The organism is Halomonas sp. M1 (assembly GCF_029581375.1).
In the GTDB taxonomy this organism is placed as follows: domain Bacteria; phylum Pseudomonadota; class Gammaproteobacteria; order Pseudomonadales; family Halomonadaceae; genus Vreelandella.
Genome location: NZ_CP121119.1, coordinates 2496562 through 2522808 on the forward strand (window position 1 = coordinate 2496562; position 26247 = coordinate 2522808).

The window sequence follows — 26247 nt, forward strand, 5'->3', positions numbered from 1 at the left end:
ACGATAGAGTTTCAGGAGAAGCCCATGCTAGGCGCTAAGCAGGAGAAACAAACGCTCAGCCACGATATCGTGATAGTCGGCGGTGGGCTGGTAGGGGCAAGCTTGGGCTGTGCATTGGCGCCGCTGATTGAGCGTTACGGCTGGCGCGTGGCGATTATTGAAGCGGCAGCGTTGCCTGAAAACAGTCAGGAAACGCCCTGGCAGCCCAGCTTTGATACCAGGGCCAGCGCTATTGCCGAAGGGTCTGCCCAGCGCTTTCGCCAACTGGGCGTTTGGGAAGCCATGCAGCAAGAAGCCGCGCCCATTGAGCGCATTCATATTAGCGAACGAGGGCGCTTAGGCGCAGCGCGGTTAAGCGCTAAAGAGCTGGGTGTTGCAGCATTAGGGCATGTTATACCCAATGCCTGGATGGGACGCGTGCTTCACCAGCAGCTTCAGCGATTGCCCATAGAGTGGTACTGCCCGGCTAAGGTTGACCAGCTAACGCCCCAAGCCTACGGCCACCACTTAGTGCTCTCTGATGGGCGCGAGCTAACGGCGGCGCTCACTATTTTGGCAGACGGTGGACGTTCCGGTCTTAAAGAGCAACTGGGGATCAGTAGCCGCCACCACTCTTATGAACAAACCGCGCTGATTGCCCATGTAGGGGTTAGCCAACCCCATCAAGGTGTGGCCTATGAACGATTTACCGCAGAGGGGCCCATTGCGCTACTGCCGTTACCAGGCCAAGCCATGGAGCTAGTATGGACCCATGCCAGTGGCGCTGACCAAGCGCGCTTAGCCCTATCTGACCGAGCGTTTTTGCATCAATTACAAACCGCCTTTGGCGACCGGGTTGGACGTTTTACGCGGGTTGGGCAGCGTTTCAGCTATCCGCTATCGCTAGTTACTGCCGAAGAACCCGTACGGCCTGGGTTGGCGGTACTGGGCAATGCGGCCCATGCGCTTCATCCGGTCGCAGGCCAGGGGTTCAATCTTGCGCTACGCTCGGTAATGGACCTAGTAGAAGCGCTAGAGCAGGGTGCCCAGCATCAGCGCTCGTTGGGCGATATGCCAACGCTGCTTGCCTTTGAACAGCGGCGTGCCCGAGACCGGGCCAACGTTATCCGATTTAGCGACGGCTTGGTGCGCTTATTCGGATACTCACTGCCTCTGTTGCCCCATGCCCGCGCGGCTGGGCTGATTGGGCTTAATTTGATAGGCCCGCTGCGCCGTGGCCTTGCGCGTCGGGCCATGGGTCTGGAGCGTTGATTTACTAAGCAATTAAGGGACGTGCTATGACAACGCAAACAGCGGCAAGTAAAGCGCCGGTTGAAGACTTTGACGCGGTGATTGTCGGAGCGGGCATGGTCGGAACGGCGCTGGCAGGGTTGCTAGCAAAAGCAGGTATGCGGGTAGCACTGGTAGAAGCGAAAGCGTCGCCATTGCAACTTAGCGCGTTTGGTGACCATGCGCCTGCGCCAAGGGTAAGCGCTCTTACACCGGTTTCCCAGCGCCTGCTGACTCACCTAGGGGCATGGCCCGCCATGGAGGCGACCAGAGTAACGCCCTACCGCTATATGCAGGTGTGGGATGCTGACGGCAGCGGCAGCATTGATTTTTCTGCCGATGAAGCGGGCGCCCCGGTGCTGGGGCATATTGTTGAAAACGATGTCACCTTAGCGGCGCTCAATGAGCAGGTGCTTAATTTGCCCGGGGTTAGTCCTCTTTTCGGCTCGCGTATTCAAGCGTTACAAACCACCGATACCGGGCGTTGGCTGGTGCTGGAGGACGGTCGTCAGCTGCATACCCCGCTGTTAGTCGCTGCAGACGGCGCTCGCTCTGCCCTGCGTGAGCTGGCGGGGATTGAGGTCGCTGAAGAGGCGATGGAGCAGGATGCGCTAGTGACGACGGTTTTGTGCGAAAAAACGCATGGTGCCACGGCGCGTCAGGCTTTTATTGCAGGAAGCCCTTTAGCCTTTTTACCGCTGACGGTGAAGGGCGATGATCGTTACTGCTCAATTGTGTGGTCTACCACCCCAGACCATGCAACGTCACTCGCGAGTCTTTCACGGGAAGCATTAGGTGACGCGCTGGGGAGTGCATTTAGTCACCGGCTGGGTGAGGTGACAGTGGTAGATAGTGCCCATCGGTTTCCGCTCGTACAGCGGCATGCAGCGCACTACGTGCAGCCCAACCTTGCCCTGGTAGGCGACGCCGCCCACAGCATACATCCGCTGGCTGGGCAGGGCGTAAACCTGGGCTTTATGGATGCGGCGGTGTTGGCTGAAGAGGTGATAACTGCCTGGCAACGCGGCGCGCCGTGGGGGGCATTAACCACCTTGACCCGCTACGAGCGGCGGCGGCGTTTTGATAACAGCGCCATGTTAGGGCTCATGAAAGGCTTTAAGGTGCTGTTTGGTAGTCATGTGCCGGTGCTCACCCTCGCGCGAAATATAGGTATGAGCGGTATGAATCAACTGGTGCCGTTAAAGCGCGTGATTATGCGGCAGGCCACTGGAGAGCGTGGTCGCCTGCCGCTGTCGTGCCGTTAGCGGCGGCGGCGGTCCACAACGTTGAGCGCTTTAAGCAGATTAAGCGCTTCGCTGAGCTGGTAATCATCCTGCAAACGCTGGACGGCGGCGGAGCGCTCACGAGGTAGAGCCGATTGACCGCCCAGATGACCATCAAGGTCGGCCTCGCGGATCTCGCGGCGGCTTTCGGCAACCTCTAGTCGGCCACGTACTACCTCTACATCCGGCTCGATGCCTTGGGCTTGAATCGAGCGCCCGTTGGGCGTGTAGTAAAGCGCGGTGGTGAGCTTAAGGCCTTCACCGTTACCCAGCGGCATAATCTGTTGCACTGAGCCTTTACCGAAGCTTTCGGTGCCCATGACTACCCCGCGGCGCTGGTCTTGCAGTGCCCCTGCGACAATTTCAGCCGCTGAGGCGCTGCCGCTGTTAATCAGCACCACTAGCGGTACGTCACCAGCGGGCGTTGCCGGTGAGGCTGAAAACGACATTTCGGTGTCGGAAAGCCGCCCCTCAGTGTACACAATCAGCCCTTCATCTAGGAACAGGTCGGCCACGCCGACAGCGGCCTGCAGCACGCCGCCAGGGTTATTACGTAAATCGAGAATTAAGCCTTCAAGAGGTTTTTCGCGGCCCATGCGTTCTATTGCTTGGCGCGCCTGATCTGGGGTGCGTGACTGGAACTGGCTGATGCGTAAATAGCCATAGCCAGGTTCAAGCACCTCATGCTTGACGCTTTCACTGCGAATGATTTCCCGGTTCAGGGTAAATTCGCGGGGCGCATCTTCGCCTGCGCGCAGTACGGAAATACGAAGCTGGCTGCCCGGCTCACCGCGCATCATGCTGACCGCTTCCTGAAGTGACATGTTGTCGGTGGGGGTGCCGTCAATGGCAATAATAATATCCCGGGAGAGCAGCCCAGCACGGGAGGCGGGGGTGTCGTCAATGGGCGTAATAACCATCAGCTGGCCATTTTCGGTGCCCACTTCAATGCCAATGCCGCCAAACTCGCCCTGGGTGGATTCACGCAGGCTTTGATACTCCTCTTCGTCCAAATAGGCCGAGTGAGGATCCAGCTCGTTGAGCATGCCGCGCATGGCGTTACGCAGCAGCGTGCGGTCATCCACTTCTTCTACATAGCCGCGTTTAATGCGCTCAAACACTTCCGCAAAGGTTTGAATCTCTTCTAACGGAAGATCGTCAGCCGCGCTGTTACCTGCGGGCTGGGCCACTAGCGGTAGCGGCGCTAACAACAGGGCAAGCGGTAGCAGGGTAGCCAAAAAACGCTTGGCGGGGGCCGATACCTCGGTAACAGATAGCGTCATGCAGACTCCGCTAGGCGAAAGGCAGCGCATCTCTGCGCTGCGCAAAGTTAATCGTTAAAGCTTTATAGGTGGTGATACACGTCAGCTTATCCCGTCAGCGGCGTGCAATCCAACGTTGTGGGTTAATTGGTTCACCGCCACGGCGCACTTCAAAGTAGAGCGCCGAGCGTGACTGGCCGCCACTATTACCGACCCGGCCAATTTCATCGCCCCGGCTGACTTGTTGGCCAGGGCGGGCGCTGAACTGCTGTAAATGGGCGTGCAGGGTCATAATCTGGTCGCCGTGGTCGATGATCAGCAGGTTGCCAAAACCACGCATCCATTCAGCAAAAACGACACGGCCGCTGTGAACCGCCGTTACTGCAGTGCCTTCGTTGGCCTGGATGACAATGCCGTTATAGTGTACGCCGTCACGGCGTTGGAAATCCGCGGTAATTGACCCCTGCACTGGCCAGGGCAGGTCGCCTTGGGTGCGGGTGATATGGGTGGTAGGGGTGGGTTGCGATAAGCGGGCAAGCTCTGCCTGAATAGCGCGCAGCTGCTGCTCTGCCTGTTCCCGGCTCTGGTTAAGGTCCGCAAGGCGGTCAGCTTCGCTGCCATAACGGTCATCTAGCGTTGCCACGACGCCGCGCCGCTCAGTAGTGCGCTGGGCGAGTAGCGCGCTCTGTGCCTCCAGCTCGTCTGCCAATGTATCAAGCCGTGTTTGGCGCTCGCTCAAGGCGTGTTGCGTATCGGCAAGCGCGGTATCAAGGCGTCCAATGTCTGCTAGACGCTGCTGGCGAGCTTGGGTCAGTCGGTTTAAGTAGGCCTGCATACGATCTAGCTCAGCCGGGTCGTTTTGGTTGAGCAGGAGTTTAAGCTGAGGCGTTGGGCCAAGGCGGTAGAGCGCGGCCAGCTGTTGAGCGAGCGCGGTGTATTGAGCATCACGCTCAGCTTGTAAGCGATCTCTGTGCTGAAGTAACTGCGTGGTTTCCTCGTTTAGCTGGCGGCGTTCGGCCTGAAGCGTATCCAGGCGCTGGTGGGTGTCGGCCAGCTCGGTTTCTACCTCTTTTAACTCGCGTTCAGCGCTGTCGCGCGCCTGGCCAGTGGCACTCAGGCGCTGGGAGAGCGAATCAATTTCTTGGCCAAGGGCATCTAGCTGCTGGCGTGCGGCACTTTCATTTGGCTGGGCGAAAGTAACCGCTGGCGCATACCATAGCGCCAGCATGGCCAGGAGCGTTAAACAGCGCCGCATGGGCATTAATTAAAACGTATGAGCGGCTTCCCGGTCATTGCTTCGGGAAGGGGTTGGTTCATCATCGTCAGCAGCGTAGGCGCTAAATCGCACAGGCGGCCATCTTCTAAAGCGCCGTCTCGCTCACCTACGTAAATCAACGGCACCATAAAGGTGGTGTGGGCGGTTTGCGGGGCGCCGGTTTCTGGATGCACCATCTGTTCAGCGTTACCGTGATCAGCCGTAATCAAACAGGCGCCGCCTGCGCGCTCGATGGCTTCTACCACGCGGCCAACGCAGGTGTCGACGGTTTCAATTGCCTTAACGGCGGCATTAAAATCGCCGGTATGGCCTACCATATCGCCATTGGCATAGTTGCAGATCATTAGGTCAAAACGGCCGCTGTCGATTGCTTCTACTAGCTTATCGGTGATTTCAAAGGCGCTCATTTCGGGCTTTTCGTCGTAGGTTTTGACGTCCCGCGGTGAGGGCACGAGGATGCGCTCTTCGCCTTCGTACTCGGCTTCGTTGCCACCCGAGAAGAAGAAGGTAACGTGAGGGTATTTCTCGGTTTCGGCAATGCGTAGCTGGGTAAGGCCGCGCTTAGCAACCACTTCACCGAGAGTGTCGCTCAGATCTGACGGCGGAAACGCCGCTGGCGCGGGAATATTGGCAGCGTACTGGGTCATCATTACTAAGCCGTCACCCGCGAGTTTTGGACAAACGCGACGCTCAAACCCCGTGAAATTGGGCTCGGTGAAGGCGCGGGTTAGCTCGCGGGCGCGGTCAGAGCGGAAGTTGAGGAAAATCGCCGCGTCACCATCTTGTAGGGTAATAGCGCCTTCAGTGAGCGGAATACTGCTAGAAGCTACAAATTCGTCGGTCTCACCGCGCTGGTAAGCGTCTCGTAGGGCGGTTTCAGCACTGGAGGCAATGAAGTCGGCATGACCGTCGGTGAGTAGACGGTAAGCTTGTTCAACGCGTTCCCAGCGATTATCGCGGTCCATGGCGTAGAAACGACCAATCACCGAGGCCACGAAACCATTGTCAGCGCCGACCAGCTCCGCTAAACGGGCGTTAGCACGCTCAATTGAACGTAGCGCACTTTGTGGTGGCATATCGCGGCCGTCTAAAAACGCATGGACATAAATACGCTGAGCACCGCGGCGGGCGGCCAGTTCAGCCATGGCAATAAAGTGGTCTTCATGGCTATGTACGCCGCCTGGGGAGAGTAGCCCCAGCAGGTGGACAGGACGACCGTTGGCGACGGCTTCATCAATCGGCTTGGTTAGCACCTCAATCGTATCTAGGTCGCCTTCTTCAATGGCTTTCGTGATACGGGTAAAGTCCTGATACACAACGCGCCCGGCGCCGATGTTCATATGGCCCACTTCGGAGTTGCCCATTTGCCCCTCAGGCAAACCCACATGAAGGCCGTCGGTGTGGACGAAGGCGTGGGGGCGGTTGGCCCACAGTTTATCCATGGCAGGCGTGTTGGCGGCGGCCACGGCATTGTGAGCGCTGTCGGGGTTATGGCCGTAGCCGTCTAAAATGATCAGCGCCACGGGGCGCGGAGTAGTAGATGTAGCCATGGAAAAAACCTCGTTAAGTGGGTCCGTCAAACAATGTGAGGAGCGCTTTGAAACCTTATTAAAGGCTGCTCAGGCAGTTTTCAGACAACACCTTATGATCGGGGTCGCGACGCTCGCGTGCATGGGGCATCATAACGCAGGCAGCCGTCGGGCGTCATGGCCTGCGCGGAATGCTGTGTGACGTGTATACTTGTCGCGTTTCTGACAGTGGCTAGGCCGCTTTTTTCTGCATAGACCAAGAGATTATGTTCGCGATGATCGATCAGCTGTTCGAATTCGTAATGAATCACCCCCTATTAGTGGGGGCGTTTTTGCTGGTACTGACAGCGTGGATTACCTATGAAACGCGCAGTGCTGCCACTAATGCCGTGACCTCTACAGAGGCCACCCAGCTCATTAACCGTGAAGACGCGGTGGTGCTGGATATTCGTGAAAGCAAAGACTTTAAAGCCGGGCATATCGCTGGCGCACGCAACATACCCCAAAGCAGCCTTGATAGCCGCATGAGCGAACTGGAGAAAGTTAAAAGCCAGCCGATTATCGTGGTGTGTAAGCATGGCCAGAGCTCTGGCGCTGCCCATGCAAAACTCTCCAAAGCGGGTTTCGAGCGTGCTACCAAGCTTAAAGGCGGTATGGCGCAATGGCAGGCCGATGGTTTACCGGTCGTTAAAAAGTAATCACGTGGTTGGTAGTATCCGCGTGACGTTATTTATCGAATGAATTATCAGGAGCATTCCAATGGCGGAAGATAACAATACCCCCCAGGCTGGCGCCGCAGAAGGCGAAAAGCCACAGCTGAAGTTCTCTTTACAGCGTATCTACGTAAAAGATATTTCGTTTGAAGCGCCTAATTCGCCCTCTGTGTTTAAGCAGGCGTTCAAACCTAAGGTCAATCTCGACCTTAACACCACCAGCCAGAAAATCGCTGACGACCAGTACGAAGTCGTGGTGAAGGTGACGGCTCAGGTTAACGATAGCGAAACGGGCACCACGTCGTTTCTCGCTGAAGTCGAGCAAGCGGGCCTATTCCGTATCTCGGGTATCGAAGGTGCCCAGCTTGAGCAAACGTTAGGTGCGTTCTGCCCTAACCTGCTATTCCCTTACGCCCGTGAGTGCGTGGACAACCTCGTCAATCGTGGAGGCTTCCCCCCGCTGATGCTGGCGCCGGTAAATTTTGAAGCCATGTACGCCCAGCGCAAGCAGCGTGAAGCGCAGCAGGCTCAACAAGCCGCAGAGAATACTCACTAAGCTATGTCGGAAACGTTGCTCGCCGCTGATTGGGTTGCCTTGCACGGTAAAATGCCGCGTCTCTATGTGCCTGCTGAGTTTGCAGTAGGCGCAACCTTAACGCTTCCGGAAGGCCCTGCGCGACACGTTACGCGGGTGCTGCGGATGGGCGAAGGCGCGCCACTGATGCTGTTTGACGGTCAGGGGCGAGAGGCGGGCGTGCGCTTAGCTGACGTGAGTCGCAAACACACGACGGTGCGTATTGAGGCGCTCTGGCAAGGCAGCGGCGAGTCGCCACTGGCCGTGCATCTTGGTCAAGCGATTTCCAAAGGCGACCGAATGGACTACGCCATTCAAAAAGCCGTGGAGTTAGGCGTTGCCGCGATTACCCCGCTCTATACCGAGCGGGGTGATGTACGCCTCAAAGGTGACCGGGAAGAGAAAAAGCTGGCGCATTGGCAGGCAGTCGCTGCCAGTGCCTGCGAGCAGTGCGGGCGTGCGGTAGTGCCACCGGTTTATCCACCCATCGCGCTTGATGAGTGGCTCGCCGATCGCCAGGAGCCGCTGCGTTTAATGCTGCACTTGGCAACAGGCAACGCCTTTAACCAACAGTCTCGCCCTAATGTGGCGGCGCTGTTGATTGGCCCTGAAGGTGGTCTAAGCGACGTGGATATTAACGCCGCTATTGCCAGCGGTTTTACGCCGCTCACGCTAGGGCCTAGGGTACTGCGTACTGAAACCGCCCCGGTGGTGGCTTTAACGCTACTGCAGCATCACTTTGGTGATTTGTAAGCACTGACTAGTGTAAACACCTTCCACGCAGTCGCTGCCCTGCAATGCGGTGGCAGCGTTTTTTTATACGCTTTTCCCCTCGGTTGGTTTGGCTGGCCGCCGCGACGCTTTGCCTTGCGTGCGCAACCCACCATAATGAAGCTCTACTTCTTGTAAGGACGGTACCCATGGTCCGTGAGTCACACTCATCTCCCCGCTCCGCTAGCGATGCATCTGCCCAGTTGGGTGATGTGGCGTACTTAACCGTGACGGCGGTCAACAGTACGGGGGCGTTTCTACAGTGGGGGCAGCCTAAAGATGTGCTGTTGCCTTACAGTGAGCAGCGCTTTCGGCCTGACCCCGGCAAGCGGGTACTGGTCATGCTTTATAGTGATGACCAGGGGCGTCCAGTGGCCACCATGCGTCTTGATCGTTTTTTAACCGACGATGCCTGGGCCCTAGAGAAGGGGGATGAAGCCTCTGTGGTGGTTGCCGACCGAACGGATTTAGGTATGAAGGTCGTGGTTAATCACCGCTACTGGGGGCTGATTTATCAAGATGATATTACTCAGCCGCTGCGCCGTGGGCAGTCGCTTAAGGGCTATGTCAAGCAGCGCCGTGAAGATGGCCGAGTGGATATTTCGCTACTGCCACCAGGGGCTGCCCGCTTAGACGTGGTGGGTGACAAGGTGCTACAGGCGCTGCGCGAAAGCGGCGGTTACTTGCCCTTGGGCGATAAAAGCTCGGCTCACGAAATCAAAACACGGTTGGGGGTAAGTAAGAGCGCTTATAAGCAGGCGATTGGGCGGCTCTACAAGCAGCAGTTAATCACCTTAGAACCGGGGGCTGTGCGCCTTGTTGTCGGCGCCCTCACTGATGAGCAAACTAAGTAGCCACTAATAGTGATGGTTGGAGCCGTACAGGCAGTGCGGCATACTGGCGGCTATTGTTCATGTATGGATAGGTACCTCAATGAGCCAGGCAACGTTGCATCTCGGTGTGGTGATGGATCCCATCAGCGACATCGCTTACAAGAAAGATACCACTATGGCTATGTTGTGGGCGGCTCAAGAGCGCGGCTACACCCTGCACTATATGGAGCAGGAGGATCTTTTCTTGCAGGCGGGAAAAGCTTACGCGCGCATGCGCCCGCTGACGGTGCATCGTGACCCCAGCCACTGGTACGACTTGGGAGAAGCGGCGCAGCGTCCGCTCGCTGAGTTAGACGTGGTGCTAATGCGCAAAGACCCGCCGGTAGATGCTGATTTTACCAATGCGGTTCATCTCTTAGGGTTTGCCGAGCGAGATGGCGTGCTAGTGGTCAATCCCACCGCAGCGCTTTTGCAGTGCAACGAAAAGCTTTTCGCCCAGCAGTTCCCCCACTGCTGTGCCCCCACGATAGTCGCTAGCCGTGATGACGTACTGCGTGCTTTCCATGCCGAGCACGGCGATGTGATCTTCAAGCCGCTTGATGGCATGGGCGGCACCGGTATTTTCCATATTGGCCCTGATGGCCGTAACATTGGTGCCGTGATTGAGCAGCTGACATTGCGTGGCCAACGGCAAATTATGGCGCAGCGCTATTTGCCGGAAATCAAAGATGGCGACACGCGTATCTTGTTGGTTGATGGTGAGCCGGTACCCTTTGGGTTGGCACGTATACCATCAGCAGGGGAAACCCGAGGCAATCTTGCCGCCGGTGGACGTGGCGTCAGCCGAGAGCTGACCGAGCGTGACCACTGGCTCATCCAGCAGGTGCAGCCCATGATTCGCGAAAAAGGGTTGATGTTTGTTGGTTTAGACGTGATCGGCGATTACATCACCGAAATTAACGTCACTAGCCCAACCTGCGTGCGTGAAATCGATGACCAGCGCGGTACCGATATTGCTGGCATGCTGCTGGACGCGATTGAGCGTCGGCTTACCTAAAGGTTGAACGTTCTAGTCGCTAAATAATTCGAGGCTTGCCGAGCAATCGGCGGGCCGTAGGAGACGCATGCAAAGTTTAAAGCATCACTTTTTAATGGCAATGCCGCACTTAGAAGACCCCAATTTTGCCGGCAGCCTGATCTATCTTTGTGACCATGATAACAATGGTTGCATGGGCGTTATCGCTAACCGGCCGCTAGAGATTACCTTGGACGCCCTGTTTGAACAGCTCTCATTAGGGGGCGACGACAGTCCACATCGTAATGCACCGGTTTATTATGGCGGCCCCATGCATAAGGATCGTGGTTTCATTTTGCACCTGGGTGATAGTCAAGAGTGGGACTCCAGCGTCCAAGTGGAAGATAATATTGCGCTCACCACCTCAATGGATATTCTACAGGCGCTAGCTGATGGCACAGGGCCTGAGCATTTTCTGGTCTGTTTAGGCTGTGCGGGCTGGGATGTTGGGCAGTTGGAGGAGGAGTTAAAAGAGAACGCGTGGCTGACCGTTGAAGGCGAGGGAAGCGTGCTGTTTGATACGCCCCCAGCCGAGCGTTTAACTGCCGCCGCTGGAATTTTGGGCGTTGACCTAAACCTGATGACCCGTGATGCAGGGCATGCGTGATGGTGAAGTGTCATGGCTGATAGCGGGCAGCGTCTGATCCTCGGATTTGATTTTGGCACTCGGCGCATAGGGGTTGCCGTGGCGAACGAGCTGCTAAAGAGTGCGCGAGAACTGTCGCCGCTCACCGCACGCGACGGCATTCCTGATTGGAACCTTGTCACACGTTTAGTAGAGGAGTGGCAGCCTGATCTGTTTGTAGTGGGGTTGCCACTCAATATGGATGGCACTGAATCAGCGATGAGCACGCGGGCACGTAAGTTTGCTAATCGCCTTCATGGGCGCTTCGGCAAGCCGATTGAAATGGTTGATGAGCGAGGCTCTACTCGCGAAGCCAAGCAAATTGCGCATGCGGCGGGCCATCGTGGTAATTACCGGGAAGAGAGCGTGGACGGCATCGCCGCCGTGCTTATTTTAGAAGGCTGGTTTGCCCACCAGGAAGGACTACCCGGCGGGCGTAGCGCTTATTAACGCGGTATAGAAAATTATCGATCCAGCGTACCGGTTTGGGAGGGGACGAACCAGCGTACTGAGCGCAGGTCTTTCTCAATCAAATCGTCAACGTTCAGAAGCGTTGCGAAAATAGCCATGCGCATGGGAATACCGTTATCCGTCTGACGGAAAATCGCCAAACGCGGGTCCCCGTTTAAGTCTACATGCAGGTCATTGGCGCCCGGGCGGCTATCTCGGGGCAGTGGGTGCATGACAATCGTGCCCTGATTGCAACGGTGGTCAAGAAATTCGCGATTGACCATAAAGTCATCGGAAAGCCCCTGGAAGCTCTCGTTCATCTCGTCGGTAAAGCGCTCTTTCTGAATCCGCGTGGTGTAAACCACGTCCAGGTCCGAGAAATCGCTGGCCAATGAGTCGCGCTGTTCAATGCGGTGCCCGCGTGAGGTCACTAAGTCAATCAGTGTTGAAGGCATCTCAAGCCCAGGCGGAGAAACCAGGGTAATGCGCAGCGGATCATAAAGGGACAGCAGCTTAATCAGCGAATGCACTGTACGGCCATACTTTAAATCGCCGGTCAGTAAGATATGCGCGCCACTGAGCGATTTACCTAACCGCTGAAACTCTTTATCAATCGTATAAAGGTCTAGCAACGCTTGGCTTGGGTGTTCTCCCGGGCCATCCCCACCGTTAATCACCGGCACGTTGGTCGCCGCTGCAAACTCTGCCACTGAGCCTTGATCAGGATGGCGCATGACAATCGCATCGCAGTAGCCACTCATTACCCGACTAGTATCGTAGAGCGATTCTCCCTTCGCCATGGAAGAGAAGGTAAAACCGGTGGTGTCGCATACGCTGCCCCCTAAGCGGCAAAAAGCAGCATTAAAGCTCACCCGCGTTCGTGTACTGGCCTCAAAGAAAAGATTGCCGAGCACCGCGCCTTCCAGCACACGCGTCACCTGGCGCCGCTGTGCAATCGGCTCCATGCGCGAGGCAACACGCAATAAGTGATTAACGCTTTCGCGGCTTAATGAATCGACGGTTAATAAGTGCTGGCTCATCGTAGACCTCAAAGTAGATAGGCATTCAGTGCTATAAGGCAGATATAAGTGTAACTGCCAAAGCAGTGGCGCCGAAGTGCTTTCAAAAGCCAAATCTGAGCGTATTGAAACTTTCTTCTCCTTATTTTCTAAAAGCCCTTGCCAAGACGGCAGCGAATCCGTAAAGTACGCATCCGCTGCCGGGGACGCCAAGCGTTACCAGCGGTGAATGAAGGTGAAAACCTTCGGTTTGTCAGTAGGTTAGAGCGGTTGTGTGGCTCGCCTCGTTCGCTGAATTCAGTCACTGAAAACAGCGGTTGACAATCACCAGGAAATGCGTAGAATACGCCTTCCTCGCTGAGGCAAGCCAGTTCAACGGCAAGCCGGTTATCAGCGAAACGCTCTTTAACAATTTGATCAGGTAATTCATGTGGGCGCTTGCCGATGAGGGTGATAAATCACCAAATATCAAGGCAAGCGGTCATGAAAACGTAAGTTTGAATGAATTCGTTTGAACCTTGAGCCAAGTTTGATGCGCTTTTGTTGCTTTCGGCTAGTCCTTAAGTAACGAGTAAGCATCACAATGATTTTAAACTGAAGAGTTTGATCATGGCTCAGATTGAACGCTGGCGGCAGGCCTAACACATGCAAGTCGAGCGGTAACAGATCTAGCTTGCTAGATGCTGACGAGCGGCGGACGGGTGAGTAATGCATAGGAATCTGCCCGATAGTGGGGGATAACCTGGGGAAACCCAGGCTAATACCGCATACGTCCTACGGGAGAAAGGGGGCTTCGGCTCCCGCTATTGGATGAGCCTATGTCGGATTAGCTAGTTGGTGAGGTAATGGCTCACCAAGGCAACGATCCGTAGCTGGTCTGAGAGGATGATCAGCCACATCGGGACTGAGACACGGCCCGAACTCCTACGGGAGGCAGCAGTGGGGAATATTGGACAATGGGGGAAACCCTGATCCAGCCATGCCGCGTGTGTGAAGAAGGCCCTCGGGTTGTAAAGCACTTTCAGCGAGGAAGAACGCCTAGGGGTTAATACCCCCCTAGGAAAGACATCACTCGCAGAAGAAGCACCGGCTAACTCCGTGCCAGCAGCCGCGGTAATACGGAGGGTGCAAGCGTTAATCGGAATTACTGGGCGTAAAGCGCGCGTAGGTGGCTTGATAAGCCGGTTGTGAAAGCCCCGGGCTCAACCTGGGAACGGCATCCGGAACTGTCAAGCTAGAGTGCAGGAGAGGAAGGTAGAATTCCCGGTGTAGCGGTGAAATGCGTAGAGATCGGGAGGAATACCAGTGGCGAAGGCGGCCTTCTGGACTGACACTGACACTGAGGTGCGAAAGCGTGGGTAGCAAACAGGATTAGATACCCTGGTAGTCCACGCCGTAAACGATGTCGACCAGCCGTTGGGTGCCTAGCGCACTTTGTGGCGAAGTTAACGCGATAAGTCGACCGCCTGGGGAGTACGGCCGCAAGGTTAAAACTCAAATGAATTGACGGGGGCCCGCACAAGCGGTGGAGCATGTGGTTTAATTCGATGCAACGCGAAGAACCTTACCTACTCTTGACATCCTGCGAACTTGTGAGAGATCACTTGGTGCCTTCGGGAACGCAGAGACAGGTGCTGCATGGCTGTCGTCAGCTCGTGTTGTGAAATGTTGGGTTAAGTCCCGTAACGAGCGCAACCCTTGTCCTTATTTGCCAGCGCGTAATGGCGGGAACTCTAAGGAGACTGCCGGTGACAAACCGGAGGAAGGTGGGGACGACGTCAAGTCATCATGGCCCTTACGAGTAGGGCTACACACGTGCTACAATGGCCGGTACAAAGGGTTGCCAACTCGCGAGAGTGCGCTAATCCCGAAAAGCCGGTCTCAGTCCGGATCGGAGTCTGCAACTCGACTCCGTGAAGTCGGAATCGCTAGTAATCGTGAATCAGAATGTCACGGTGAATACGTTCCCGGGCCTTGTACACACCGCCCGTCACACCATGGGAGTGGACTGCACCAGAAGTGGTTAGCCTAACGCAAGAGGGCGATCACCACGGTGTGGTTCATGACTGGGGTGAAGTCGTAACAAGGTAGCCGTAGGGGAACCTGCGGCTGGATCACCTCCTTAAACGATGCATTATCCTCGCGGTAAGCGCTCACAATGAATTACCTGATCAGAATGCTGTTGATGAGCAGTGATAAACGCTCTTTCACACTAAAAAAGAAGAAAAGACCTTTCTTTTTCTTTTGATGTTGAAAATACGATTCGTTTATCACTGCTTATAGCAGTCGCTCTTTAACAATGTATATCATGCTGACATAAACACTTCGTAGAAGTGTTTATACGTAATTGTTTTGTGATACGTCTCAAGCGTATCCGGCAATCGTTATTATTGCGAACCCCAGACTCCTTCGGGTTATAGGGTCAAGCAATTAAGCGCACACGGTGGATGCCTAGGCAGCCAGAGGCGATGAAAGACGTGGTAGCCTGCGATAAGGCTCGGCGAGGTGGCAAACAACCTGTGACCCGGGCATTTCTGAATGGGGAAACCCACTCAGCATAAGCTGAGTATCTTACGCTGAATATATAGGCGTAAGAGGCGAACCAGGGGAACTGAAACATCTAAGTACCCTGAGGAAAAGAAATCAACCGAGATTCCCCTAGTAGCGGCGAGCGAACGGGGACCAGCCCTTAAGCATGTGACTGATTAGACGAACGCGCTGGGAAGCGCGGCCGTAGCGGGTGATAGCCCCGTAGTCGAAAATCTGATCATGTGAAATCGAGTAGGTCGGGGCACGAGAAACCTTGACTGAAGACGGGGGACCATCCTCCAAGGCTAAATACTCCTGGCTGACCGATAGTGAACCAGTACCGTGAGGGAAAGGCGAAAAGAACCCCGGAGAGGGGAGTGAAATAGATCCTGAAACCGTGTGCGTACAAGCAGTAGGAGCAGACTTGTTCTGTGACTGCGTACCTTTTGTATAATGGGTCAGCGACTTATATTCAGTGGCGAGGTTAACCGTTTAGGGGAGCCGTAGGGAAACCGAGTCTTAACTGGGCGACACAGTCGCTGGATATAGACCCGAAACCGAGCGATCTATCCATGAGCAGGGTGAAGGTTGAGTAACATCAACTGGAGGCCCGAACCAGGATCTGTTGAAAAAGATTTGGATGACTTGTGGATCGGAGTGAAAGGCTAATCAAGCTCGGAGATAGCTGGTTCTCCTCGAAAGCTATTTAGGTAGCGCCTCACGTATTACCGCCGGGGCAGAGCACTGTTTCGGCTAGGGGGTCATCCCGACTTACCAACCCGAGGCAAACTCCGAATACCGGTGAGTACAGCGTGGGAGACACACGGCGGGTGCTAACGTCCGTCGTGAAAGGGAAACAACCCAGACCGTCAGCTAAGGTCCCCAAATCCTGGTTAAGTGGGAAACGATGTGGGAAGGCTCAGACAGCTAGGAGGTTGGCTTAGAAGCAGCCATCCTTTAAAGAAAGCGTAATAGCTCACTAGTCGAGTCGGCCTGCGCGGAAGATGTAACGGGGCTAAACCAGGTACCGAAGCTACGGGTTCACACTTAGGTGTGAGCGGTAGAGGAGCGTCGTGTAAGCCGATGAAGGTGAATTGAGAAGTTCGCTGGAGGTATCACGAGTGCGAATGCTGACATGAGTAACGATAAAGGGAGTGAAAACTCCCTCGCCGGAAGACCAAGGGTTTCTGTTCGACGCTAATCGGAGCAGAGTGAGTCGGCCCCTAAGGCGAGGCCGAAAGGCGTAGTCGATGGGAAACGGGTCAATATTCCCGTACCGGACATGATTGCGATGGGGGGACGGAGAAGGCTAGGTGAGCCAGGCGTTGGTTGTCCTGGTGAAAGTGAGTAGGCCGAGGTGCTAGGAAAATCCGGCACCTTAAAGCCGAGACACGAGATGAACTGACCACGGTCAGGAAGTCACTGATGCCACGCTTCCAGGAAAAGCCTCTAAGCTTCAGATCATGTGCGACCGTACCCCAAACCGACACAGGTGGTCAGGGTGAGATCCCAAGGCGCTTGAGAGAACTCGGGTGAAGGAACTAGGCAAAATGGTGCCGTAACTTCGGGAGAAGGCACGCCGGCGTAGGGTGATGAGACTTGCTCTCTAAGCCCGAACCGGTCGAAGATACCAGGTGGCTGCAACTGTTTAGTAAAAACACAGCACTCTGCTAACTCGTAAGAGGACGTATAGGGTGTGACGCCTGCCCGGTGCCGGAAGGTTAAATGATGGTGTTAGTCCTCGGACGAAGCTCTTGATTGAAGCCCCGGTAAACGGCGGCCGTAACTATAACGGTCCTAAGGTAGCGAAATTCCTTGTCGGGTAAGTTCCGACCTGCACGAATGGCGTAATGATGGCCACGCTGTCTCCACCCGAGACTCAGTGAAATTGAAATCGCCGTGAAGATGCGGTGTACCCGCGGCTAGACGGAAAGACCCCGTGAACCTTTACTATAGCTTCACACTGGACGCTGATGTTGCCTGTGTAGGATAGCTGGGAGGCTTTGAAACCCGGACGCCAGTTCGAGTGGAGCCAACCTTGAAATACCAGCCTGGCATCATTGGCGTTCTCACTCAGGTCCGTTATCCGGATCGAGGACAGTGTGTGGTGGGTAGTTTGACTGGGCGGTCTCCTCCCAAAGAGTAACGGAGGAGCACGAAGGTACCCTCAGCACGGTCGGACATCGTGCAGTGAGTGCAAGAGCATAAGGGTGCTTGACTGCGAGACAGACACGTCGAGCAGGTGCGAAAGCAGGTTCTAGTGATCCGGTGGTTCTGTATGGAAGGGCCATCGCTCAACGGATAAAAGGTACTCCGGGGATAACAGGCTGATACCGCCCAAGAGTTCACATCGACGGCGGTGTTTGGCACCTCGATGTCGGCTCATCACATCCTGGGGCTGAAGTCGGTCCCAAGGGTATGGCTGTTCGCCATTTAAAGTGGTACGCGAGCTGGGTTTAGAACGTCGTGAGACAGTTCGGTCCCTATCTGCCGTGGGCGTTGGATGTTTGAGAAGAGCTGCTCCTAGTACGAGAGGACCGGAGTGGACGACCCTCTGGTGTTCCGGTTGTCACGCCAGTGGCATTGCCGGGTAGCTATGGTCGGACAGGATAACCGCTGAAAGCATCTAAGCGGGAAGCCCCCTTCAAGATGAGACATCCCCGAGGACTTGATCCTCCTAAAGGGCCCAGCGAGACCAGCTGGTTGATAGGCACGGTGTGGAAGCGCTGCAAGGCGTTGAGCTAACGTGTACTAATGGCCCGTGAGGCTTGACCCTATAACACCCAAGGGGTCTGGTCGTAGTAGTAACGAGAACCGGATACGCGCATCAAGCCCAGGGCTTGATAGAGACGCACACAAACACGTCAGCATGATATACATCGCCAGTTACGCCTGACGACCATAGCGAGCGTGAACCACCTGATCCCTTGCCGAACTCAGCAGTGAAACCGCTTAGCGCCGATGGTAGTGTGGGGTCTCCCCATGCGAGAGTAGGTCATCGTCAGGCACTTATACGAAAAATCCCCCAGGGCTGATGCCTTGGGGGATTTTTTTATGCGCGAGGGGTAAAAAAGAAGGGGGAAGGGAGAATCGTGAGCCGGAAATGCCACACCTCATACTAACGTGCGGTTTTCTGGTGTTTTATGTCAAAATGTAGCATTTCAAGGAGGAATGCTATGACACAAATGCAGTGGAATCAGTTGCTTTCCCCCCAGCGCCTTCACGATAATCGCACTGATAGTGCCCGTGAAATAGGCCGTAGCCCCTTCCATAAAGATCATGATCGTATTGTATTCTCTGGTTCTTTCCGGCGTCTTGGGCGAAAGACCCAGGTGCATCCGCTGACTGAAAATGACCATATCCATACGCGCCTGACCCACTCACTAGAAGTTGGCTGCGTTGGTCGCTCATTGGGTATGATCGTCGGAGAGCTGCTACGCGATCGTCTGCCTGATTGGATAACCCCTGCTGATCTTGGGGTAATCGTTCAAACCGCCTGCTTAGGTCATGATATTGGCAACCCACCGTTTGGTCATGCTGGCGAATACGCCATACGTGACTGGTTTCGACGCGCCCAGGGAAGCGGCCTGCTAGATGGACTTTCAGAGGCTGAGCGGGAAGATTTATTGACCTATGAAGGTAATGCTCAAGGATTTCGGGTAATTACCCAAATTGAGTACAACCAGTTCAATGGGGGGATGCGGCTCTCTGCGGCAACGCTCGGTACACTGCTTAAATACCCATGGACAGTGCGCTATAGCGGCCGGGCGGGCAAGTTTGGCTGCTATCAATCTGAGCAAGCACTGTTAAAAGAAGTGGCAGACGCCGTTGGTTTACTTCCCCAGGGGGAGCAGCGCTGGTGTCGCCATCCGTTAGCATGGCTTGTCGAAGCAGCTGATGATATTTGTTATGCCTTGCTCGACCTGGAAGATGGGTTGGAAATGGGCATCTTGCGCTATGAAGAGGTGGTTGAAATACTGCGGCAAATTGCCGGTGAATTTCCGCCTGAATACGCAGATATGGAGCGTAGACAGGTTTCCCAGCGTCGACGCATCGCGCTGCTAAGAGGGGCAGCCATGGAACGTGCTGTGAACGACGTAGGTGCTGTCTTTGTAGAGTATGAACAGGCATTGTTGAGTGGAACGCTAGGAGAGGACTTGCTTGAGCTGTGCCACCCAGATTTGGGCTGGGGCGTGCGGGCAGCCAAACAATTAGCCCGTGAGCGTATCTTCCAGAATGAGCGTAAAGCGAAGCTGGAAATTGGTGCTTACACCACGCTGGGTATTCTGTTGGAAGCCTTTATCGGAGCAGCCCACGAGCTGCACCACACGGGAAAAAGCTCTTTTAAACATCAAAGAGTGTTGGCGTTAATTGGTGAAAACACACCGCTGCCATCTTGGACGCTATACGACAGTTATCGACGAATGCTGGACTTTATCGGTGGGATGACGGATCACTACGCGGTGGATTTAGCCCAGGAGATGGGAGGCCGTTTACGCGGCTACTGACGCATGCCTACACCGAGGGCTCGCGTAAATGCTTCAGCTCCATCAGTCGCGCGCGCTCGAGGAGAATGTGAATCACTCGATCGTGGATGGCATCGCTCATCTGGCCTGGGGTTAACTCTGTCAACTGGCGGGCAAGGTGCTCGCCGCTGACCACCAAAATATCCGGCGATGCTTCGCTGGTATCGATTTGCCAGCCGGGTAATACAAGCACTCCTCTAACGGGTACAGGCACACCACAGCGTCGCTCCAGCCACTGAGTTAACCAACTGACCCCTTGACGTGTTTTATGCAAGGGGCGACGCTCCTGCCAATGAGGGAAGCGCAGACGCTCGCGTTCAACCGAGACGCTGTTTATCTCTTTACCATCAGTACCGATCGCCAGCGCCCGAGCCCGGGTTTCTACTACAAAAATACCATGGGGTGTCACCACTACGTGGTCGATGGTAAAGCTATCGGTAGGGACATCGTGAAAGACATAATAAGGGTGCGCTTCGGGCCTTACTAAGCGCTCTAGTTCTTGGCCAACGGCTAACTCGCAGGCTAGGCCGAGCTTAAGCCGACGAATACGCTGGTAATCGCGAATTAACAGCAGGGAAAACGCTAATACCAACAGCGTGCTTAGTAAGCCATAAAGTGCCCATTCCACCCAGTCCTGCTGCTCAACAAATAGCATTCGGCCCATGCCGTAAACCAAGGGCGCAAGGCTCACAATGGGGCCCAGTGCGCCATTCAAAAAGAGGCTAGAGAAAGCTTTGTCCAGACGGTACCTTAGCGCTTGTCCAGGTTCACGCAGTGGGGCGTCAAACGGCGAGTGAACGCGGGCGTCGTGTAAGCTCCGCAGTGCTAATACGATGCCGCCCATGGCCGCCATGGGGAACAGAAAGATGAGCGGTAGCAGGTATTCCAGCCAAACCATTGCAGTGCCTTGCCCTTTAGCAGTTTACTTACGTAAACCGACATCATAGAGGTGTGTTAGCCGCCCGCCAACTTTACTTGGTAGCCGAGCGACGTTAACGCTTGCTGCAGTGTCTCGCGATGATCGCCCTGAATTTCGATCACGCCATCTTTAACGGCACCACCCGTGCCACAGCGTTTTTTCAATGTCTTAGCGAGTGTTTTAAGTTCTGTGTTATTCAGAGGTATGCCACTGATAGTCGTGACGCCTTTGCCTTTACGGCCGCTAGTTTCACGGCGAATACGCACAATGCCGTCCAGTGCAGCGAGGCGCTGCTGTTCGCTGGCGATCTCACAGCGGCAGTCATCGATTGACTCGCGGCAATCTGGGCAAGTTTTTCCATGCTCGGTTGAGTATACAAGCCCTCCAAGCTGGTCACGTAAAGAAGCCATGCTAGTTCCCTGTTGAGTGTTGAGGCACTGCTGCCAGCCGCCATTGATGTGTCAGCTGTTCCACCACTGCGGGTAGCTGATACATGCTGCTAATCATAATAGCGCCTTCAGGGGTGCTTTCGGCATCCGGAAAACGGTTTAAATGGATAACCGTCATGCCCGCCTGCAGCGCGGCGCGAACGCCGACAAGCGCATCGTCTATCGCAATGCAGTCACGGGCAGCATAGCCCATGATACTGGCTGCGTGCAGATGTAAACAGGGTTCTGGCTTCCAGCAATTGGCGGTATAACCACTAAACAGCCGATTACCAAAATAGTGGGTGAGGCCGGTGGTTTGTAAGGCAGTGCGGATTTTACTCTCTGGGCCATTAGAAACAACCGCGCTAGGAAAGTGGCTTAATGCGTCGAGCGATTCACGGGCGCCAGGGATAGTGGTCAATTCGGTGGCCAGTCGTTCAGCCAGCTTGGCGCGCATCTTATGCTCCATATGGTCGAGCCGCTCGGAATCTATTTCACCATAGCGATGTTGGAGCTCGGCCACGATACGTCGGAAGCGGGTGCCGCGAAACTCCCCAAGATAATCAGAAGCAGCAAACGGCAAGCTGACAGAGTTAAGGCCAATGGCCATCTCTTCAGCTAAAAGAGGCTCGCTATCAACGAGGGTGCCATCACAGTCAAACAGCAAAAGTGGAAGCGGCATTGTCGTTCCTTGGAGCGCAAAAAGCGCTACCCATGTTAGTTGAAACCGACACACTGCTATTGAACGAGATTTTACGCCCTTTGTGAACACTGTTTTATAATTTTTATACGATAACGCTGGTTGGCCATTATGCACAGATAAGATTTAATGCGCTTTTGTCGGCGTTCTTCTGAAGGCATACGCTGTATAGGCTAAGCTGTTATTACCATAAAAAGGAGACTCCCTATGCGACTTACCCCTTGGTTGCTTTCAATTACGCTGGGCGGCTTACTGTTAGTAGCAGGTCCTACTTTAGCTGAGCAAACGGAATCAGATGAAACTCAGCATGAGGCGCTAGACGACACTGCGTTAGAAGAGAAGTACGGTATTAAGGCAGGTGCAGTGCAGCGCGATGAGGAACCCGCCCCCAGCGACGAAGAGACTTCCACTGATAATGGCACTGATGAGGAAGCGGACGCTGAAGGGGGGACCGGTGGCACGGGTAGTGCTGAAGACGCTGTTGAAGAGGGTGAAGATGAAATGCGTGAATAGCGCTAGCGGGATAAACGCCGTGAGTTGGCGCTACTGCGACGCTGGTAGGGCTTCATGGCCTTTTGGCTGGTTACCCACCACGGAGCGTAATTACCGCTCATGGCGCTAAACAGCGTTTTTTGCACGACGAGGCCAGCTTCCATGCTGGCCTCAATTTTTTCAGTCACCATACGTTGGTTTTCACGCATCATAGAGGGGCTGAAAAATGGCTGTGTTTGCCAAAGCTGTTGGCGCATAGCGATGGTCGATAATGAAGAACTCCAAAGCTCAAACACCATAAAACCCGCTTTCCAAATATCGAGCATTGCGGCTGGTGAATTGGGCATTAGGGAAAGAGGGGTCGGGGATTTCATAAGCGTTGTTGCCTCCTTGCTGGAACATGAAACTGAGTGGCTCATGACTAGTGTTAGTGCATTAATGCTGCGTTGCAACATCTATTTTTTCGCTCATAACCTGTGCTATTGAAAAGTGTTGACCAAAAAAAGACGACCGGCTGGTCGTCTTTTTGAAGGTACGTTAACTACACGCTTACTTTACCTTGGGAGCCAATTCGCCGCGCTCATAGCGCTCGAACATCGCCTCTAGGTTAATAGGCTTGATTTTGCTTGCATTGCCTGCCGTACCAAAGGCTTCGTAGCGAGCGATGCAAAGGTCACGCATCGCTGAGACGGTTTCTTTCAAGAATTTGCGGGGGTCAAATTCAGAGGGGTTTTCGGCCAGGAAGCGGCGTACTGCGCCGGTGGAGGCTAGGCGTAGGTCAGTGTCGATATTGACCTTTCGAACACCATACTTGATGCCCTCGACAATCTCTGCCACGGGTACCCCGTAGGTTTCCGGAATTTTGCCACCGTGCTGATTGATAACTTCCAACCACTCCTGGGGCACTGAGGAGGAGCCGTGCATCACCAGGTGGGTGTCAGGAATCCGCGCATGAATATCTTTAATGCGCTGAATGGAGAGGGTGTCGCCAGTGGGCGGCTTAGTGAATTTATAAGCGCCGTGGCTGGTGCCGATGGCGATCGCTAACGCATCCACATGGGTGGCTTTTACAAACTCAGCGGCTTCTTCTGGGTCGGTTAACATCTGCTCCATGTCTAGCTTACCTTCGGCGCCGATACCGTCTTCCTCTCCGGCCATGCCTGTTTCCAGGCTGCCTAGGCAACCTAGCTCGCCCTCGACGGAAACGCCGCAGGCATGCGCCATTTCTACGGTACGACGCGTGACGTCGACGTTGTAGTCGTAGTCCATGGGGGTTTTTCCGTCTTCACCCAGGGAGCCATCCATCATGACAGAGGAGAAGCCCAGCTGTATGGAGCGCTGGCAAACCGCAGGGCTAGTGCCATGATCCTGGTGCATAACGACGGGAATATGCGGAAACTCTTCCACCGCTGCCAAAATCAGGTGGCGCAGGAAAGGGGCGCCGGCGTATTTGCGTGCGCCGGCAGAAGCCTGCACGATCACCGGAGAGTCGGTGGCATCAGCAGCTTCCATAATGGCGCGCATCTGCTCAAGGTTATTAACGTTGAATGCTGGAATGCCGTAGCCATATTCGGCAGCGTGGTCGAGCATTTGACGCATGCTGATCAAAGCCATGGGGTCACCTTATGTATGTTTTTGAATCGGGGTTGTCTATGTGCACAGATGCTATGAGCGTGCAGGTTCAGCGCGATGCGTATTAACCGCGTTGGGCAGCTGCTTCGAGCGCGGTGACGGCAGGCAACTGCTTGCCTTCAACGTACTCAAGAAACGCACCACCCCCTGTGGAAATATAGGAAACACGGTCAGCAATGGCATATTTATCGATGGCCGCTAAGGTATCACCGCCGCCAGCAATCGAGAAACCCGCGCTATCGGCGATAGCATGAGCGATTACCCGAGTGCCGTTACCAAACTGGTCAATTTCAAATACGCCCACTGGGCCGTTCCACAAAATAGTACCTGCATCTTTCAGCAAGCTGGCGAGGTGGGCGGCGGTGTCTGGGCCAATATCCAAAATCATTTCGTTATCAGCGACCTGATCAACTGGCTTGACCACCGCCTCGGCAGACTCTGAAAATTCAGTGGCAACGACTACGTCAGTTGGCAGCGGGATGGCGACTTTTTCCATCAAGGCTTTTGCTTGGCCGATTAAATCCGCCTCAAAGAGTGATTTGCCCACATTATAGCCTGCCGCGGCAATAAAGGTGTTGGCGATGCCGCCGCCAACGATCAACTGATCGCACTTGTCAGCAAGCGCGGTGAGCACATCTAACTTGGTGGAGACTTTAGAGCCGCCGACAATCGCTGCCATCGGGCGAGCAGGGTTCGCCAGTGCTTTTTCAAGGGCGTCGAGCTCTTGGGCAAGCAAGGGCCCTGCGCAGGCTTGTGGGGCAAAGCGGGCAACACCATGGGTTGAGGCCTGGGCGCGGTGGGCGGTGCCGAAGGCATCCATCACAAACACGTCACACAGTTCTGCATACTGCTTGGCCAACTGCTCGTCGTCTTTCTTTTCGCCAGTATTGAAGCGCACATTCTCAAGGAGTACGACTTCACCGTTGGCCAGGTCCAGCGCGGTGTCTAAATACTCGCTAATAAGCGTAACCGGGCGGCCCAGAAGCTCTCCTAAGCGTTCGGCCACCGGCGCTAGGGAAAACTCTTCGCTAGGTTCGCCTTCAGTGGGGCGGCCTAGGTGGCTCATCAGCATGACCTTTGCACCTGCGTTGGCCGCCGCTTGAATGGTCGGCAGCGCTGCCCGCAGGCGCGCATCGCTGGAAACACGGCCAAGCTTGATAGGCACATTTAAATCTTCACGAATCAGCACACGCTGCCCTTCCAGGGGCAGGTCAGTCATTTTTTGCACATTCATGTGAGCGGTTTCCTTGTGTTCAAACAGGTGGAAAATAGTCATGCGGCCCTAGTCAGCGCGACCTGCTTGTAGAGAGGCCAAGCGTTGGCTGATATCCAGCATGCGGTTGGCGAAGCCCCACTCGTTGTCAAACCAACACAACAGTTTAATCAAGCGTGTGCCCGCGACGCGCGTTTGGGTGGCGTCTAGGATGCCAGAGCGAGGGTCATGATTAAAATCAATCGAGGCCATGGGGGCTTCAGTATAGCCAAGTACACCAGCAAGGCGCTGTGCACTTGCGGCGCGTAGCAGAGCGTTGACCTGCTCGGCAGTAGTATCGCAGCGGACACTTAGCGCCACGTCCATGGCGGAAACATTGATGGTTGGTACACGCACATGCAAACACTCAAAACGCCCAGCTAAGCTGGGCATTAAACGGCTAATACCCACGGCTAAGCCGGTGTCTACAGGGACAATCGATTGCATGGCGGAGCGCGTCAAGCGAAGGTCGGTTTGATGGTAAGCATCAATCACCGGCTGATCGTTCATGGCTGAGTGGATGGTGGTTGTTACGCCGTGCTCAAGACCAAGCGCCTCATCCAGTACGGTGAGCAGCGGCACTAAACAGTTGGTCGTGCAGGAAGCTGCCGACAGAATATGCTGGGAAAGCGCTAGCTCGTGCTCATTAATGCCCCAGACAATAGTGGCATCTACATCGCTTTCAGCAGGCTGAGAAAACAGCAGCCGTTTGGCGCCCGCAGCCAGGTGCATTTCTGCGGTGAGACGATCTTTAAAGCTGCCGGAGCACTCGAGTACTAAGTCGATATCCAGTGCTGCCCAGGGCAGCGCCTTAGGATCGGGTTCACACAGTACTTGGATTCGCTGGCCATTGATCAGCAGCGCTTCACCGTCGTTCTCCACATCACCTGGAAAACGGCCGTGGGTGGTGTCGTAGCGGGTTAAGTAGGTAATGGTTGCGAGGTCTGAGAGCTCATTAATGGCCACTACTTCAAGCTCGGCGTGGTTGCGCTCAACCAGCGCCCTAAGTACGCACTGACCAATGCGCCCATAGCCGTTAATGGCGATACGATACCTGGATGTTGAATTAGCCATGAGACAGAACGGCTCT

The 26247-nt window shown here is 55.0% G+C and carries 22 protein-coding genes and 3 rRNA genes; 14 read left to right on the forward strand and 11 right to left on the reverse strand.

Annotation, left to right across the window (positions count from 1 at the left end; translation table 11 throughout):
* The first annotated feature begins 24 nt into the window (after positions 1-24).
* The gene (ubiH, locus tag P8S54_RS11515) at positions 25-1251 is read left to right on the forward strand and encodes a 2-octaprenyl-6-methoxyphenyl hydroxylase (protein WP_281441866.1); all 1227 of its coding nucleotides are present in this window, start codon (positions 25-27) and stop codon (positions 1249-1251) included.
* Positions 1252-1277: 26 nt separating this feature from the next.
* Positions 1278-2534, forward strand: coding sequence for a UbiH/UbiF/VisC/COQ6 family ubiquinone biosynthesis hydroxylase (locus tag P8S54_RS11520; RefSeq protein WP_281441867.1), 1257 nt, complete (start codon positions 1278-1280; stop codon positions 2532-2534).
* Here the strand turns inward: P8S54_RS11520 and P8S54_RS11525 are convergent.
* The 3 genes from P8S54_RS11525 to gpmI form a co-directional block, all read right to left on the reverse strand.
* Entirely contained in the window at positions 2531-3835 is a 1305-nt protein-coding gene (locus tag P8S54_RS11525) for a S41 family peptidase (protein ID WP_281441868.1), read from the reverse strand. The genes P8S54_RS11520 and P8S54_RS11525 overlap by 4 nt on opposite strands.
* Before the next feature lie 94 nt (positions 3836-3929).
* Positions 3930-5042 (reverse strand): peptidoglycan DD-metalloendopeptidase family protein, encoded by a 1113-nt coding sequence (locus tag P8S54_RS11530; protein ID WP_281441869.1) that lies wholly within the window; start codon positions 5040-5042, stop codon positions 3930-3932.
* 32 nt (positions 5043-5074) lie between these two features.
* Positions 5075-6640, reverse strand: coding sequence for a 2,3-bisphosphoglycerate-independent phosphoglycerate mutase (gpmI, locus tag P8S54_RS11535; protein WP_281441870.1), 1566 nt, complete (start codon positions 6638-6640; stop codon positions 5075-5077).
* A 254-nt stretch (positions 6641-6894) separates the two neighbouring features.
* On the opposite strand from gpmI, the gene P8S54_RS11540 reads away from it, so the two are divergent.
* The 7 genes from P8S54_RS11540 (at position 6895) to ruvX (ending at position 11660) form a co-directional block, all read left to right on the forward strand.
* Positions 6895-7317: a rhodanese-like domain-containing protein gene (locus tag P8S54_RS11540; RefSeq protein ID WP_281444098.1), complete on the forward strand. Its 423-nt coding sequence runs from the start codon at positions 6895-6897 to the stop codon at positions 7315-7317.
* Positions 7318-7378: 61 nt separating this feature from the next.
* Positions 7379-7888 (forward strand): protein-export chaperone SecB, encoded by a 510-nt coding sequence (gene secB, locus P8S54_RS11545; RefSeq protein ID WP_009102012.1) that lies wholly within the window; start codon positions 7379-7381, stop codon positions 7886-7888.
* A gap of 3 nt (positions 7889-7891) precedes the next feature.
* A complete protein-coding gene (locus P8S54_RS11550; RefSeq protein WP_281441871.1) occupies positions 7892-8659 on the forward strand; it encodes a 16S rRNA (uracil(1498)-N(3))-methyltransferase in 768 nt (255 codons plus the stop codon).
* A 167-nt stretch (positions 8660-8826) separates the two neighbouring features.
* Positions 8827-9531 carry a S1-like domain-containing RNA-binding protein gene (locus P8S54_RS11555; RefSeq protein ID WP_281441872.1) on the forward strand — a complete coding sequence of 235 codons (705 nt, stop codon included), beginning with the start codon at positions 8827-8829 and terminating at the stop codon, positions 9529-9531.
* A gap of 79 nt (positions 9532-9610) precedes the next feature.
* Positions 9611-10567: a glutathione synthase gene (gshB, locus tag P8S54_RS11560; RefSeq protein ID WP_281441873.1), complete on the forward strand. Its 957-nt coding sequence runs from the start codon at positions 9611-9613 to the stop codon at positions 10565-10567.
* 67 nt (positions 10568-10634) lie between these two features.
* Positions 10635-11192 (forward strand): YqgE/AlgH family protein, encoded by a 558-nt coding sequence (locus P8S54_RS11565; protein ID WP_009102019.1) that lies wholly within the window; start codon positions 10635-10637, stop codon positions 11190-11192.
* Positions 11193-11204: 12 nt separating this feature from the next.
* Entirely contained in the window at positions 11205-11660 is a 456-nt protein-coding gene (gene ruvX / locus P8S54_RS11570) for a Holliday junction resolvase RuvX (RefSeq protein WP_009102021.1), read from the forward strand.
* A gap of 14 nt (positions 11661-11674) precedes the next feature.
* Here ruvX and P8S54_RS11575 read toward each other — a convergent pair whose 3' ends face one another.
* Complete coding sequence (locus P8S54_RS11575) at positions 11675-12700, reverse strand: aspartate carbamoyltransferase (protein WP_009102022.1); 1026 nt, start codon at positions 12698-12700, stop codon at positions 11675-11677.
* Positions 12701-13270: 570 nt separating this feature from the next.
* On the opposite strand from P8S54_RS11575, the gene P8S54_RS11580 reads away from it, so the two are divergent.
* The 4 genes from P8S54_RS11580 (at position 13271) to P8S54_RS11595 (ending at position 19716) form a co-directional block, all read left to right on the forward strand.
* A 16S ribosomal RNA gene (locus tag P8S54_RS11580) occupies positions 13271-14804 on the forward strand.
* Positions 14805-15099: 295 nt separating this feature from the next.
* A 23S ribosomal RNA gene (locus tag P8S54_RS11585) occupies positions 15100-17984 on the forward strand.
* Positions 17985-18099: 115 nt separating this feature from the next.
* A 5S ribosomal RNA gene (gene rrf / locus P8S54_RS11590) occupies positions 18100-18215 on the forward strand.
* Together the 16S, 23S and 5S rRNA genes form the textbook arrangement of a ribosomal RNA operon.
* 169 nt (positions 18216-18384) lie before the next feature.
* Positions 18385-19716: a deoxyguanosinetriphosphate triphosphohydrolase gene (locus P8S54_RS11595; RefSeq protein ID WP_281441874.1), complete on the forward strand. Its 1332-nt coding sequence runs from the start codon at positions 18385-18387 to the stop codon at positions 19714-19716.
* A gap of 7 nt (positions 19717-19723) precedes the next feature.
* Here the strand turns inward: P8S54_RS11595 and P8S54_RS11600 are convergent, their stop codons facing one another.
* Genes P8S54_RS11600 through P8S54_RS11610 form a run of 3 tightly spaced genes read right to left on the reverse strand, consistent with a single transcriptional unit; the run spans position 19724 to position 21763 of the window.
* Entirely contained in the window at positions 19724-20632 is a 909-nt protein-coding gene (locus tag P8S54_RS11600) for a nuclease-related domain-containing protein (protein ID WP_281441875.1), read from the reverse strand.
* Positions 20633-20688: 56 nt separating this feature from the next.
* Complete coding sequence (locus P8S54_RS11605) at positions 20689-21063, reverse strand: translation initiation factor Sui1 (RefSeq protein WP_009096589.1); 375 nt, start codon at positions 21061-21063, stop codon at positions 20689-20691.
* A 1-nt stretch (position 21064) separates the two neighbouring features.
* Positions 21065-21763 carry an HAD-IA family hydrolase gene (locus tag P8S54_RS11610; protein ID WP_281441876.1) on the reverse strand — a complete coding sequence of 233 codons (699 nt, stop codon included), beginning with the start codon at positions 21761-21763 and terminating at the stop codon, positions 21065-21067.
* A gap of 225 nt (positions 21764-21988) precedes the next feature.
* Here P8S54_RS11610 and P8S54_RS11615 point away from each other — a divergent pair, with 225 nt between their 5' ends.
* The gene (locus P8S54_RS11615) at positions 21989-22294 is read left to right on the forward strand and encodes a hypothetical protein (RefSeq protein ID WP_281441877.1); all 306 of its coding nucleotides are present in this window, start codon (positions 21989-21991) and stop codon (positions 22292-22294) included.
* 2 nt (positions 22295-22296) lie between these two features.
* On the opposite strand, the gene P8S54_RS11620 is transcribed toward P8S54_RS11615, so the two are convergent.
* The 4 genes from P8S54_RS11620 to P8S54_RS11635 all read right to left on the reverse strand — a co-directional run bounded on the left by P8S54_RS11620 (position 22297) and on the right by P8S54_RS11635 (position 26231).
* On the reverse strand, positions 22297-22647 hold the full coding sequence (locus tag P8S54_RS11620) for a hypothetical protein (RefSeq protein ID WP_281441878.1): 351 nt from the start codon (positions 22645-22647) through the stop codon (positions 22297-22299).
* 175 nt (positions 22648-22822) lie between these two features.
* Positions 22823-23887, reverse strand: coding sequence for a class II fructose-bisphosphate aldolase (gene fba / locus P8S54_RS11625; RefSeq protein ID WP_281441879.1), 1065 nt, complete (start codon positions 23885-23887; stop codon positions 22823-22825).
* Positions 23888-23969: 82 nt separating this feature from the next.
* Positions 23970-25139: a phosphoglycerate kinase gene (locus P8S54_RS11630; protein ID WP_281441880.1), complete on the reverse strand. Its 1170-nt coding sequence runs from the start codon at positions 25137-25139 to the stop codon at positions 23970-23972.
* 48 nt (positions 25140-25187) lie between these two features.
* The gene (locus P8S54_RS11635; RefSeq protein ID WP_281441881.1) at positions 25188-26231 is read right to left on the reverse strand and encodes a glyceraldehyde 3-phosphate dehydrogenase NAD-binding domain-containing protein; all 1044 of its coding nucleotides are present in this window, start codon (positions 26229-26231) and stop codon (positions 25188-25190) included.
* Positions 26232-26247: the final 16 nt, after the last annotated feature.